The sequence below is a fragment of the Georgenia sp. Z1491 genome (assembly GCF_049856175.1).
GTDB lineage: Bacteria > Actinomycetota > Actinomycetes > Actinomycetales > Actinomycetaceae > JB111.
In genome coordinates this window covers 13,087-25,406 of sequence record NZ_JBNDNA010000007.1, presented here as the reverse complement: position 1 = coordinate 25,406, position 12,320 = coordinate 13,087, and the positions used below count along the sequence as shown (strand labels likewise).

Below are 12,320 nucleotides of genomic sequence, written 5' to 3'. Positions count from 1 at the left end.
GGGTGCGCCACCCGCTCTCGCTCTATTGGCGCACGCGGCGGACGATCGACCAGGCTCCGGGGAGCAGGAGTGCGGCTGCTGCCGCCTTGATGACGTCGCCGACGAGGAACGGGACCACGCCCAGGGTGAGCCCCGTCGCCAGGTCGACGCCGAGGAACACGACGAGCCACGGGACACCGATCGCGTAGATCGTCGCCGTTGACGCCACCGCGAGAGCGGCCGTGCCCAGGACCGACCGGTCGGCCCGGCGACGGGCCAGCTCACCCACGAGTACGGCGGCCACGAGGTACCCGAGCGCGTAGCCGTACGAGGCGAACGCCCATCCCGAGCTGAACTCGGCGAACATCGGTGCGCCCGCGGTGCCGGCCGCCAGGTAGACGAGGATGCTCGCGGCAGCCCGTGCAGGTCCCAGCGCCGCACCGGTCAGAAGGACGGCGAACGTCGCCAGGGACACCGGGACCGGCGTGAAGGGAAGCGGGACCGCGACCCACCCGGCCAGAGTGACGAACACCGTCCCCGCCAGCACGAGGGCGACGTCCCTGAGACGGGTACCTGGCACGAGGTCGGCAAGAACGGGTGCGCGCCGGAAGCTGGCGACTGAGGTCATGTCATCTCCTTGGCTATGGACACAGGTGTCTGCGCATCATTCCAGGTCGGCCGGCGTGCGCCGTAGGCCGGACCGCAGACCGGCGCTAGGACCGGCTCGACCGATCCGACACACCTACCACCTCGACCGACCGGCCCGTCCGCCCGAACGCGGCGGGGCCCAGAGACACAGATCCCTGGGCCCCGCCGTCGTACGTCCTCACCGGCCGTCGGAGCCGCGAGGTGCGGCTACCGGCCGCGTGGCAGCTCGGACCGCCCCTTACTGAGCGTGCTCGAGGAGCGCGTCGAGATCGACCTCCTGGTCGAGCAGGCCACGCTCGTCGGCCATGTCGTGGTAGATCTGCACCGTCTCGCGCGAGACCTCAGGCTGCCAACCCGGCAGGATCACCCGGTCCTCGAGACCGTCGGGCAGATCGAGGTACGACTGCAGGATCTCCCGGACCGCGTCAGGGTTCTCCTGCGCGTAGGCGTTGGCCTCGGAGATCGCGGCCTGGAACGCCTCGACGGTCTCCTGGTTGTCGTTCGCGTAGGTGTCGGTCGTGAAGTAGGTGGCGATCTCCCACTCGTCGGCGATGTCGAGGAGCACCGCGGTCACCACGTGAGCCCCGCTGTCCTCCATCGCCACCGTGACGAAGGGCTCGACGATCCACGCCGCGTCGACGTCGCCGTTCTCCATCGCGGCAGGCATCGAGTTGAACGGCATCTCGACGAACTCGATCGTCGTGGGGTCCACGCCGGCGAGCTCGGCCGACTCCATGACCACCGAGTCACCGATGGCGTTGAGCGTGTTGGTCGCGACGACGGCACCCTCGAGGTCCTCGGGACCCTGGATGCTCTCGTCGGCGGACATGATGGTGAACCCGTCCTCCTCGGGGTCGCCCGTCGACCAGACGCCGGACGCGATGATCTGCAGGGGCATCCCGGTCGAGGCGGCGATGACGGTCGACATCGAGTTGCCGAAACCGAAGTCGAAGTCGCCGGAGACCACGCTCGGGACGATGGCCGCACCGCCCTGACCGGACTCGGCGGTGACATCGAGGCCGTGCTCCTCGAAGATGCCTTCCTCGATGCCGATGTAGAGGGGGGCGACGTCGATGATCGGGATGACGCCGACCGTGATCGGCGTCAGCTCGTCCCCGTCGCCACCACCCTCACCCTCGGAGTCGCCACCGCCGCAGGCGGCGAGGACAAGAGCCGAGGCGGCGAGGGTGGCGCCGGCTGCGTAGCTGCGACGACGTGATCGGAGGGGGGACATGGTGCTCCTTGCTGTTGGGGGTGTGGTGCTGCTGACGCGATCGATGAGCGGGTGTGTGGTGGGGGCGTCGCGCAGGCCGGCCTCGTCACGAGGTCCGTCGCACGGCGGGCGGTTCGTCACGGGTGCGCCTCTCGTCTCAGAGCGGGGTACCCGCGGTGGGCGACCCGTCCAGCCAGGCCGCACCCTCGGCATAGAGGGTCTCGACGGCGGGGCCGGTGAGGCCCGGCAGGCCCTGCTTGATGGTGAAGCCGGCCTCCTGCTGGAGGTAGGCGAGATGCCGGTAGCCGAGCGGGAACGCGGCCAGCACGTCGGCGTCGAGCGTCAGGCCGGCACCCGGGTCGAGGACGTCGAGCCGGTCCTTCTCGTAGACGGGCTGACGTCGCACGATCCTCCAGTCGTCGTCCTCGACGGCGAAGAAGTCGTAGAACCGACCCGTGCACACGACGTCCACCTCGACGCCGTGCACGCGGGCGCGTTGCGAGATCGTCATCTTGGTCTGTGCCGTCGCTCGATCTCCGGCGACGTCGACGGAGGTCCCGCCGAGGAAGTGGAGGATCGACACCCCCTCCTCGAACGCGGTGCGGCTCGCCCCGATGAAGTCGGTGGCCGATCCCTGGAACCACGTGGCGGTCATGTATCCCTGCGAGTGCCAGACGGTGGCGAACCGCTCCCACAGGCCGGCGTCACGCCACAACGCCCAGCTCTCCACGACCTCGCGGATGCGCAGGCGGTCTGTCATGCCCCGGTCCACCGACACGCGAAACCTCCTTGTTCCGGACACCGCCCGTCCCGGGCGGTGCGCCGGGCGGCACCTGAGAGTAACCCGCGCGATGATGAATCCGGATGGGACGACCATCACGACTGGATCGCGAATCCGTCGCGGCCGGGCCGACGCGCTCTGCGACCATTCCGACATGTCGCAGCCCATCGGACCGGCAGAGCGCGGACCGACCCCGCTCGCCGAACGCGCACTCGCACCCGACCTTGCGCGTGGCGCGATGCTGCTGCTCATCGCCCTGGCCAACGTGCGGGCGTTCGTCGACGTACCGCGAGAGGGTCTGCGTGGCTACCCGGATCCGGCCACGACCACAGTGCTCGACGACGTGGTCGCCGCATTCCAGCTCGTTCTCGTCGACGGACGGGCCTACCCGCTGTTCGGGCTCCTCTTCGGCTACGGAGTCTGGCAGCTGGCGTCGCGTCGCCTGGACGACGGTGCTTCCGCAGCGACCGTGGTCGGGATCCTCCGACGTCGGTCGGTGGTGCTCGTCGGCATCGGTGCGGCCCACGGCATCCTGTTCTTCCCCGGTGAGATCCTCGCCGCCTACGGTCTGCTCCTGCTGCTCCTGCCCGGCGCCATGGTCCGCGCACACGACGCCGCCCTGCTCGCCTGGGCCGGAATCGCCGGCGTCCTCGTGGTCCTGCTCCTGGCGGGCTCGGGATCGTTCGGGGCCGTCGCCGACCCGATCCCTGCCGAGCTCGGCCCGGCAGTGCGTGAGCACCTCGTCGATTGGCCGACCGGCGGCGTCCTGTCCAACGCCATCGGCGTGAGCGTCACCGTGCCGCTGGGCGTGCTCGCTGCCCGCCACCGCGTGCTCGAGCAGCCCGCCGGGCACCGGGCTCTGCTGGTGCGCTGCGCGGCCTTCGGTCTCGGCGCGGCGGTCGTCCTCGGCGCCTGGTACGCGCTCGTCGCCGCGGGCGCGGTCGGGCCGCCGTCGGAGGGGGCCGCCCCACTCATGGGCCTGCTCCACGGCGCCGGGGGCTACGCAGGTGGGATCGGTTACGCCGCTCTCCTGGGGCTCGTCGCGACGCGGGTCGCGCACAATCCGGAGGGCGGTCCCGCTGCGCCTGGTCCCGCCACACAGGGCCTCGTCACGCCTGGTCGGACCGCGGCTCGCCGTCCCCGGGGCGGCGCCCTCACCACCGCGATCAGCTCGTTGGGCCGGATGTCGATGAGCGGCTACCTCCTGCAGACGCTGGTGTTCGTCGTCGTGCTCGTCCCGTGGGGTCCGCTCGCGCTGGGACGGGACATCACCAACCTGCAGGCGGCAGGTGTCGCGATGGGTGCCTGGGTCCTCGGCCTCGCCGTCGCCGCTGTCCTCGCCCGCGGCGATCGGCGTGGACCGTTCGAGGCGCTCGTGCGGTGGTGGACATACCGCGGGACCGCCGCCGGGACGCGTGGGCCAACCTGACCACCCGCGGACGGTGACGATCCGCGGACAGCGAGGCCCCTGCGGACCGTGACGATCCGCGAACAGCGAGGCCTCCGCGCACGGCGATGCCCCGGCGGACGGCGGTGAACCGCGCACCGAACCGGCACCTCCGGCGCGGTGCGGCGGAGGGGGCGGCACCCGGACCTACAGTGGCCCGATGGCGCACAAGGGGAGCGGGGTGCGGCGGCAGGAGCCGCGTCCACGGTCGTGGGAGTCCCCGCTGCGGGCCCTCATCGACCACCCGCTGGACGCCGGCTATGCCGAGGCCGCCGCGCGCCGCGAGAAGGAGGGGACGAGCACGGGCCCCGTCCTACGGGTCGCGACCTGGACGACCGTCCTCGCGGTCGGCGTCGGGCTGGTCGTGGCCGGCCGTGAGCTCGCCGCGCCGGAGGAGGGGCGCGACCCGGTCCGGGCCGAGCTCGCGGCACAGATCGAGGGAGCCGAGGAGGCGGCCGCGGCGCTGTCCACCGGCAACCAGGAGCTCGCCACCGAGGTCGACCTGCTGCGCGACGAGATCGTCGAGGGCGCGCCGTCGGACCTCGGCGAGGAGGCGCGGGTCGCGCTCGGGGGCTCGGCCCAGTACGCGATCTCGGGTCCCGGCATCGAGATCGTGCTGTCCGACTCCGAGGACGCCGCGGCGGGTGTCGCGGACGCCGACGACGGCCGGGTGCGGGACACCGACCTTCAGACCGTCGTCAACGGCCTCTGGGCGGCGGGGGCGGAGGGCGTGAGCATCGACGGCAGGCGCCTCGCGTCCACCTCCGCGATCCGGGCCGCCGGGCGCGCGATCCTCGTCAACCTCGAGGCGACGAGCTCCCCCTACACGGTCGTCGCGCTCGGTGACCCCGAGGAGCTGCGGGACTCGCTCCGCACGGGCACCGCAGGCCAGCACCTCCAGCAGCTGTCCGACCGGTACGAGATCGACGTGTCCTACGCGGACCTCGACGAGGCGACGCTCCCGGCGCTCCCACCGCGGACCACCACCTATGCGACGCCCCTGGATCCCACGGGCGGCCCGACGGGGCAGGGGGAGCGGTAGTGCTCGCGATCGTCGGACTTGCGATCGGCGTGGTCGTCGGGGTGGTCCTCGACCCGACCGTGCCCGCGTGGCTCGTTCCGTACCTCCCGATCGCCGTGGTCGCCGCGATGGATGCCCTGCTCGGCGGCCTGCGTGCCCGTCTCCAGGGCGTGTTCGACGACCAGGTCTTCATCACCTCGTTCCTCTTCAACACGGTGGTCGCCGCCTTCCTCGTGTACGTGGGCGACCAGCTCGGCGTGGGCGGTCAGATGACGACGGCGATCGTCGTCGTGCTGGGGATCCGGATCTTTTCCAACGTGGCCGCCATCCGTCGCCACATCTTCAAGGCGTGAGCACGGTGCCTGACGAGTCGCACGAGCGCCGGGAGAAGGACCGCAGGCCCGACGCCGAGCAACGCACCCCGGACGAGGAGGACCGGTCCGACGAGATGACGGACCAGGCGCACGACGGCGAGGACCGGGCCCACGTCGATGACGCCGCGCCCGACCCGGCCCGGCGGCCCTGGTGGCAGGGCAGGGCCTCGGACCTCCTCGTGGTGATCCTGTGCGCGATGCTGGGGATCGCGCTCGTGGCACAGGTGCGGCACACCCAGGAGGATCCGCTCGCGGCGCTCCGCCAGGACGACCTGGTGCGGCTGCTCGACGAGCTCGACCGGCGCAACATCGACCTCGTCGACGAGCAGGACCGGCTGCAGGAGGAGCTCGACGAGCTGCGCACCGCGGCCGACTCCTCGCAGGCGGCCGCCGATGCCGCCGCCGAGCTCGCGGGCACACAGGGTGTGCTCGCGGGTACCGTGCCGACGGCCGGACCGGGCGTCGAGATCGTCGTCACCGACCCCGACGACTCCATGCGGGCGCAGACGATGGTCACGCTGGTCCAGGAGCTGCGCAACGGTGGTGCCGAGGCCATCGAGGTCGACGGCGTCCGGCTGACGGCGACCTCGTACGTGGTTCGGCAGACCGGTGGCCTCGTCGTCGACGGCACGACGATCGCCTCGCCGTACGTCGTGCGGGCCATCGGCGATCCGCAGACGATGCGGGTCGCGCTGGAGATCCCCGGCGGGGCGATGTCCACCACGCGCGGCCGCGGCGCGGAGGTCGAGCTCGTCGAGCGGGAGCGGCTGGAGATCCTCTCCGTCGCCGAGCCGCAGGAGCTGGAGCACTCGCGGGTCGTCGAGGACTGAGACCCGACGTCCGGCTCTGGGCGCGCACAGCGGTGGCTGTGCCGTACGACCTGATCAGAGCTTGTCACCACGGTGACACGAAAGGTCACGATCAGACTACGATGGCACGACGGCCCCGCGACCCGCGGGCCGGATGCACCCCGCCGAAGGAGGCACCGCGATGTCCACCCCTCCGCCTCCCGCACCCGAGCCGTGGGACGACCCGCGGCTGCACCTCGAGGAGGACGGCACCAGCGCCGACTCCACCGCGCGTTTCGGGATGCTCGGTGAGCCGTCGGCCGACCCGTCCCTCCCCGGCCTGTCCGCCGAGGAGTCCAAGGCGGTCGCCGCCCTGCCGGCGGGCAGCGCGCTGATGATCGTGCAGCACGGTCCGAACTCCGGCGCACGGTTCCTGCTCGATGCCGCCAGCACCTCGGTCGGCCGGCACCCACGCTCGGACATCTTTCTCGACGACGTGACCGTCTCGCGCCACCACTGCGAGTTCCTCGTCCGGGACGGCGGTGTCGACGTGCGCGACGTCGGCTCGCTCAACGGCACCTACGTCAACCGCACGCGCATCGACGCCGTCCGCCTCCGCGCGGGGGACGAGGTGCAGGTGGGCAAGTACCGCCTGACCTACCACCCGAGCCAGGTCCGCGGCGAGGAGGCTCGCGAGGCGTGAGCGCCGCGCGGTCCAGGGCCTCCCGGCCGGAGCCGGGCGGTGACGAGCGTCCCGACGTCGCTGCCTCGACGAGCTGGCCCCCCGGGGTGAGCACGACCCCGGTCATGGCGATCGGCCAGGTCCTCGCGGTCCTCAAGGACGAGTTCCCTGCCATGACCCTGTCCAAGCTGCGCTACCTCGAGGACCAGGATCTCGTCCGGCCCCACCGGGCCCCGTCCGGCTACCGGAAGTACTCCCGGGCCGACGTCGAACGGCTGCGCTTCGCCCTGGCCGCCCAGCGGGACGCGTTCCTCCCGCTGCGGGTGATCCGCGACCAGCTCGACGACCTCGACGCCGGACGCGGCGTGCAGGACCCCACGCTCGCTCGGCTCGTGGCCCGCGACGGCCAGGTCGTCACGCCCTCGGCCGGGTCGCGCATGACCACCGTCGAGCTCGCGGACGCCACCGGCGCGAGCGTCTCCGACGTCGAGGCGCTGGTCGAGGCCGGTCTCGTCGGAGCGGATGCGCGCGGGCGGCACCCCGGATCCGCCGTTCCGGTGGTCGTGGCAGCGACGGCGCTCGGCCGGCTCGGAGTCGATCCGCGTCACCTGCGCACCGTCCGGCAGGCGGCCGAGCGTGAGGCGGGGACGATCGCCGCCGCGCTGGCACCCCTGCGCGCCGGCCGTTCGGGCGCCGACCTCGAACGCGCCCACGCGAGCGCGCGCGAGATGGGTGAGCTCTATGCACAGCTGCACGCCGAGCTGCTCAGACGAGCGATCTCGGAGTCCTGAGCCCGGCTCGGCCGACCGCCGTCCTCGGAACCTGATACTCGCAGTCCCGGTCGAATATGCTCGGGGCGTGCATGAGATGGAGGTCCAGGGGGTCGAGGTGACGCTCGACGGTGGCCGGGTCGTGCTCCTGCTCAGGGACCCACCCAGCGGACGGGTGCTGCCCATCGTCGTCGGTGCCCGGGAGGGCGCCGCCATCGCGTCCGTCCAGGCCGGGCTGGTCCCGCCGAGGCCGCTGACCCACGACCTCCTGCTGTCGACGATCCGGGCGCTGGGCTCGGAGGTGGTCGCGGTCGTCATCACCGCACAGCTCGACGGCGTCTTCTACGCCGAGCTCGTGCTCTCGTCCGGCGAGCGGATCGACTGCCGCCCGTCCGACGGCGTCGCGCTCGCCCTTCGGGCCGGTGCCGCGATCCGGTGCGCGCCAGAGCTGCTGCCGGAGCTCGGCGCGACGACCCCGGCGCGCGGCGCGGCACCCGGATCGGGGGCCGCCCCGGCGACGGGAGGGGGACCGGCGACGGGGGGCGGACGGTCCCGCGGTACCGACGGCGCGGCGATCGAGGACGCGGTGGCCGAGCTGCGTCGCGAGCTCGAGGGGCTCGGTCCGAACGACTTCGGGGACCCACGCAGCGAGAGCTGATCGTCGCGCGGCCGTCCGTCGGTGCGTGCCTCACCCGCACCACGAGCCACGTCGGAGGTCAGCGGTAAACTGGTGAGCGACCCGCCGACCGGCGTCGTTGACCCCGGTCACGGGGCGCCCTAGCGTGACGGTGTCACCGGGACCACGCACCCGGTCCCGCCACGAGAAACGGAGCCCACCGTGAGTCCCACGGAAGCCACCGGCGCGCACGCGCGCGGCCCGCAGCTGTCCCAGGGCATGCTGTTCGGCGAGACGCTCCCGGACATCGACGAGGACACGGGCTACCGCGGACCCACGGCCTCGCGCGCGGCGGGCATCACGTACCGACAGCTCGACTACTGGGCCCGTACCGGTCTCGTCGAGTCCTCCGTCCGCGGTGCCAACGGTTCCGGCAGCCAGCGGCTGTACAGCTTCCGCGACATCCTCGTGCTCAAGGTCGTCAAGCGCCTGCTCGACTCGGGCGTCTCGTTGCCGCAGATCCGCGTGGCGATCGGGCACCTCAAGGAGCGGGGCGTCGAGGACCTCGCGGGCATCACCCTCATGTCCGACGGCGCCTCGGTGTACGAGTGCACGTCCGACGACGAGGTGATCGACCTCGTCCAGGGTGGCCAGGGTGTGTTCGGCATCGCGGTGAGCCGCGTGTGGCGGGAGGTCGAGGGGAGTCTCGCCGAGCTGCCGACCGAGCGGGCCGAGACCGAGGACGTTCCCGACGAGCTCGCCCGCCGGCGCGCCGCGCGCAACCGCCAGGTGAGCTGAGCGCTCCTCGACCGGGACGTCGAGGTCCGGCGTCGCCCGACTCCTCGCGGAGCGCGCGGTCCCGGGGCAGAACTGCCCTGCGGATCACGCTCGACAGTGACCAGAACGTGACCTGCGCGGCACTACAGTGCCCCTCATGAGTGTCGCGCCCGGGTGGTACACCGATCCCTACGACCACGCCAGACTCCGGTACTGGGACGGAACCACGTGGACGGAGCAGTCCGCGGAGCAGGGCACCCAGCCCGGCCACGGTCATCCCGGTCCGGGCAGCCCGACAGCCGGCTCGCCGGGATCCGCGGCCGGCTTCGGCGCAGCTGCGGCCGGAGCCGGCTACGGCAGCGCGGGTTCACCGGGATCTGCGGCCGGACCCGGTTACGGCGGTGCAGGTTCATCCGGCTACGGCCCGGCCGGCGCCTACGGGGGAGCGGGCGCGTACGGCACCGGCGGTCCCGGCGGGGGATACGGACCGGGCGGTCCCGGTGGTCCTGGGGGTCCCGGGGGTCCCGGCCCTGGCGGTCCCGGTGCTGGCGGGGAGCCGGACAAGCATCGCAGTCCTGCGCTCATCGCGTTGCTGTCGATCCTTGGTGTGGCCGTCGTCGGCGTCGGGGGATACCTGATCTGGGACGCGGTCTCGGGCGAGGACGAGACCGCCGGCGGGACCACGCCGCCGCCGGCCACCACCGGTGAGCCCGCCACCGAGCCGGCGACCATCGAGCAGCCGACCACGGAGGAGCCCACCTCGGAGGAGCCGACCACGGAGGAGCCCACGACGGAAGACCCCACCACCGAGGAGCCGACCACCGAGGAGCCGACCACCGAGGAGCCGTCCCTCGCGCCCGGCGAGCTCGTCGGCAACGGCGAGACCGGCACGGCGTTCTTCGTCGACCCGGACGGCGAGGCGCTCGGCACCCGTTTCGAGTCCGCGATCGCCGACGACCAGGTGCTCACCCTCACGCTCCGCATCGAGGAGCGTTCGGCGGTGATCTTCGGCGGGCACTCTCCGGAGGGCGAGGACCTGCGGTTCAGTGCGTCCGGCGAGGGCGGCGAGTTCACCGGTGACGACTCCCGGGCCCTCATGCCCGTCTTCGGCTTCCCGCAGTCGTACCTCGACCCGGCGGGAGCCTGGGTGATGGAGCCCGGGGACTACGAGTTCACGGTCGACGAGTACGGCGGGGACGCCTCGCAGGTCGTCATGGAGGTCCACTCCGGCTCGCTGGTCGTCGGCGTTCCGTCCGACACGCCGGTGACCATCGAGGACGGTCGTCCGTCGGTGTTCATCCTCCACGTCGGCGAGGAGACCCCGATCCGTGCGGGTGTCCACGGGGACGAGGACACGATGATCTACGTCGTCGACCCGGAGCTGTTCGTCTACCACAACGACGACGCGCCGCCCGAGCACGAGCCGCGCAACCCGCTGGACGCCTCGGTCGACACCGACCCGATCCCGGTGGGGGACAGCGTGATCGTCGCCAGCACCTTCTGGGGAGACCCGACCGACGCCGTCGTCCACATCGCTCCGCGCTGATCGCGGACGGAGAGGCGGTATGGCGACGAGGCAGGGCGGAAGCCCCGAGCACGGCGAACCCTGGCGGCACGACGCCCAGCAGGACGGGCGTGACGGCGCGGACTGGGACGAGGAGCACGGCGACACCGTGCGCAGGCCCGCGGAGGGGCGGACCGGACAGTCACGGGCCACCGCGTACGGCGACCTCGGCTACGGGGACGCGGGCGCCATGAGCTACCCGGGCTCGTCCAGCCCGGTCCCGACGGGGGAGCACCGCGTCGCGGGTGGCTGGGGCGACGACGAGGTGGACGTCGAGACGACGACGGGCACCTACGCGGTACAGGAGCCGGACGGCGGCTACGACGGGTACGCGGCCGTCGGGGCGGGCGCCTACCGTTCCGGCGGCATCGACCCCTACCGGGGCCGGCCCGTGGACCCGGGGACCGCCACGTGGCAGCAGCCGCTGGAGGCAGGTGCTGCGCCCCAGGGGTCGGCCCAGCCCCACGCGGGCGGACCGCGAGGAAGTTTCGGGCACTCCCAGCCGCACTGGTCGGGAGGGCCGTCCGGTGCCCCGGGCCCCGGCGGGACCGCCGGTGCGTCCGGGTACGGGCCGGGTGGGTACGGCCGGGGGCCCGGGGGGCCCGGGCCGTACGGATCTCCCGGAGGGCCCGGCGGGCGGGGGCGAGGACCCGTCGTGGCCGTGCTCGCGCTCGTCGCGGTGATCGTGGTCGCCCTGGCTGCCTTCGGGATCTCCAGGCTCGTCGGAGGTGACGACACGGCCGACGACGGCGGGCCGGGGACCTCCGACCGGCCGCCGACGACTCCGTCGCCGAGCACGGAGCCGCCGACCGACGATCCCAGCGATCCGCCGTCGACCACCCCGCCCCCCGCGGGCACCGAGGGCTCCGCCGGGGGCGACGGCGACGTCTCCGGCCTGGCCTATCTCGTGGACACGTCCGGGAACGACCTCGGGGCGGGCGTCGACGGCGCGTTCCCGCAGGACGGCCAGTACACCTCGACCCTGCGGGTGATCGAGCGGGTGCCGGTGGTGGTCGCCGGCTACTCGCCCGACTACACGACCCTCTCGATCACGATCGAGGGCAACGGCGTGAACCACGAGCTCACCGACTCGGCGGACGTCTTCGACTTCCTCGACTTCAGCGGATTCCCGTCGAGCCTCGACCCCGCCGGCGCGTTCGTCCTCGAGCCCGGCGACTACGAGCTCGTGGTGACGTCCGACTACGGCGACCCGAGCGCGTTCGAGCTCGAGGTGGTCGCAGGCGACGGCACGACGCTCGCCGACGGTGACCAGCTCGACGTCGACGTCCAGCCCGACGACGCGATCCTGTACGCGGTGGACCTCGAGGCGGACCAGGAGCTCACGGTGACACTGACCGGCGAGGACACGGACCCGCTGCTGATGATCGCCTCGCCGGACGGGACGATCACGGAGAACGACGACTGGGAGAGCTCGACGAGCTACGACGGCGAGGACCTGCCCGACTGGCTCGACTCCGGACTCACCGTCTCCGGCGACGAGGGGGAGCACGTCGTCATCGTCACCACGTTCGGTGGGCAGGGCGGCAGGATGGTCGCCGACGCCACCATCGGGTAGCGCGCGCCACCTCGCGGGTGTGAGTCTTGCCGCCGTGGGTCGCTCTCCCCGCGCGGAATGCCGGGCATGGGCCCTCGCCGTGGC

General features: G+C 72.7%; 13 protein-coding genes. 10 read left to right on the top strand and 3 right to left on the bottom strand.

The genetic code is table 11. The features are described 5' to 3' along the window. Positions 1-22: 22 nt before the first annotated feature. The 3 genes from ACPYO4_RS08635 to ACPYO4_RS08625 form a co-directional block, all read right to left on the bottom strand. Positions 23-607 carry a biotin transporter BioY gene (locus tag ACPYO4_RS08635; RefSeq protein ID WP_425708817.1) on the bottom strand — a complete coding sequence of 195 codons (585 nt, stop codon included), beginning with the start codon at positions 605-607 and terminating at the stop codon, positions 23-25. A 258-nt stretch (positions 608-865) separates the two neighbouring features. Next, on the bottom strand, positions 866-1,861 hold the full coding sequence (locus tag ACPYO4_RS08630; protein ID WP_425708816.1) for an ABC transporter substrate-binding protein: 996 nt from the start codon (positions 1,859-1,861) through the stop codon (positions 866-868). A gap of 136 nt (positions 1,862-1,997) precedes the next feature. Then, positions 1,998-2,600 carry a nuclear transport factor 2 family protein gene (locus tag ACPYO4_RS08625; protein ID WP_425708815.1) on the bottom strand — a complete coding sequence of 201 codons (603 nt, stop codon included), beginning with the start codon at positions 2,598-2,600 and terminating at the stop codon, positions 1,998-2,000. Positions 2,601-2,775: 175 nt separating this feature from the next. Between ACPYO4_RS08625 and ACPYO4_RS08620 the strand changes: the two genes are divergently transcribed. The 10 genes from ACPYO4_RS08620 to ACPYO4_RS08575 all read left to right on the top strand — a co-directional run bounded on the left by ACPYO4_RS08620 (position 2,776) and on the right by ACPYO4_RS08575 (position 12,236). Beyond that, entirely contained in the window at positions 2,776-4,050 is a 1,275-nt protein-coding gene (locus ACPYO4_RS08620) for a DUF418 domain-containing protein (protein WP_425708814.1), read from the top strand. Between the two features lie 178 nt (positions 4,051-4,228). After that, positions 4,229-5,110 (top strand): DUF881 domain-containing protein, encoded by an 882-nt coding sequence (locus tag ACPYO4_RS08615; protein ID WP_425708813.1) that lies wholly within the window; start codon positions 4,229-4,231, stop codon positions 5,108-5,110. Further along, positions 5,110-5,442 (top strand): small basic family protein, encoded by a 333-nt coding sequence (locus ACPYO4_RS08610; protein ID WP_425708812.1) that lies wholly within the window; start codon positions 5,110-5,112, stop codon positions 5,440-5,442. The genes ACPYO4_RS08615 and ACPYO4_RS08610 overlap by 1 nt, the downstream gene beginning before the upstream one ends. After that, positions 5,439-6,293 carry a DUF881 domain-containing protein gene (locus ACPYO4_RS08605; protein ID WP_425708811.1) on the top strand — a complete coding sequence of 285 codons (855 nt, stop codon included), beginning with the start codon at positions 5,439-5,441 and terminating at the stop codon, positions 6,291-6,293. Before ACPYO4_RS08610 ends, ACPYO4_RS08605 begins: the two co-directional genes overlap by 4 nt. A 160-nt stretch (positions 6,294-6,453) precedes the next feature. Beyond that, the gene (locus tag ACPYO4_RS08600) at positions 6,454-6,954 is read left to right on the top strand and encodes an FHA domain-containing protein (RefSeq protein ID WP_425708810.1); all 501 of its coding nucleotides are present in this window, start codon (positions 6,454-6,456) and stop codon (positions 6,952-6,954) included. Then, positions 6,951-7,724 (top strand): MerR family transcriptional regulator, encoded by a 774-nt coding sequence (locus ACPYO4_RS08595; RefSeq protein WP_425708809.1) that lies wholly within the window; start codon positions 6,951-6,953, stop codon positions 7,722-7,724. The genes ACPYO4_RS08600 and ACPYO4_RS08595 overlap by 4 nt, the downstream gene beginning before the upstream one ends. Positions 7,725-7,800: 76 nt before the next feature. Continuing rightward, positions 7,801-8,361: a bifunctional nuclease family protein gene (locus ACPYO4_RS08590; RefSeq protein WP_425708969.1), complete on the top strand. Its 561-nt coding sequence runs from the start codon at positions 7,801-7,803 to the stop codon at positions 8,359-8,361. A gap of 237 nt (positions 8,362-8,598) precedes the next feature. Then, complete coding sequence (locus ACPYO4_RS08585; protein ID WP_425708968.1) at positions 8,599-9,117, top strand: MerR family transcriptional regulator; 519 nt, start codon at positions 8,599-8,601, stop codon at positions 9,115-9,117. A 136-nt stretch (positions 9,118-9,253) separates the two neighbouring features. Continuing rightward, the gene (locus ACPYO4_RS08580; RefSeq protein WP_425708808.1) at positions 9,254-10,642 is read left to right on the top strand and encodes a DUF2510 domain-containing protein; all 1,389 of its coding nucleotides are present in this window, start codon (positions 9,254-9,256) and stop codon (positions 10,640-10,642) included. Positions 10,643-10,661: 19 nt separating this feature from the next. Further along, entirely contained in the window at positions 10,662-12,236 is a 1,575-nt protein-coding gene (locus tag ACPYO4_RS08575; RefSeq protein WP_425708807.1) for a hypothetical protein, read from the top strand. Positions 12,237-12,320 lie beyond the last annotated feature (84 nt).

Bases quoted from the DNA above. Each gene is read 5' to 3' on its own strand.
- ACPYO4_RS08620 (WP_425708814.1), top strand. From the start codon at position 2,776: ATGTCGCAGCCCATCGGACCGGCAGAGCGCGGACCGACCCCGCTCGCC.
- ACPYO4_RS08575 (WP_425708807.1), top strand. From the start codon at position 10,662: ATGGCGACGAGGCAGGGCGGAAGCCCCGAGCACGGCGAACCCTGGCGG.
- ACPYO4_RS08630 (WP_425708816.1), bottom strand. From the start codon at position 1,861: ATGTCCCCCCTCCGATCACGTCGTCGCAGCTACGCAGCCGGCGCCACC.
- ACPYO4_RS08635 (WP_425708817.1), bottom strand. From the start codon at position 607: ATGACCTCAGTCGCCAGCTTCCGGCGCGCACCCGTTCTTGCCGACCTC.
- ACPYO4_RS08585 (WP_425708968.1), top strand. From the start codon at position 8,599: ATGCTGTTCGGCGAGACGCTCCCGGACATCGACGAGGACACGGGCTAC.
- ACPYO4_RS08625 (WP_425708815.1), bottom strand. From the start codon at position 2,600: ATGACAGACCGCCTGCGCATCCGCGAGGTCGTGGAGAGCTGGGCGTTG.
- ACPYO4_RS08615 (WP_425708813.1), top strand. From the start codon at position 4,229: ATGGCGCACAAGGGGAGCGGGGTGCGGCGGCAGGAGCCGCGTCCACGG.
- ACPYO4_RS08600 (WP_425708810.1), top strand. From the start codon at position 6,454: ATGTCCACCCCTCCGCCTCCCGCACCCGAGCCGTGGGACGACCCGCGG.
- ACPYO4_RS08580 (WP_425708808.1), top strand. From the start codon at position 9,254: ATGAGTGTCGCGCCCGGGTGGTACACCGATCCCTACGACCACGCCAGA.
- ACPYO4_RS08590 (WP_425708969.1), top strand. From the start codon at position 7,801: ATGGAGGTCCAGGGGGTCGAGGTGACGCTCGACGGTGGCCGGGTCGTG.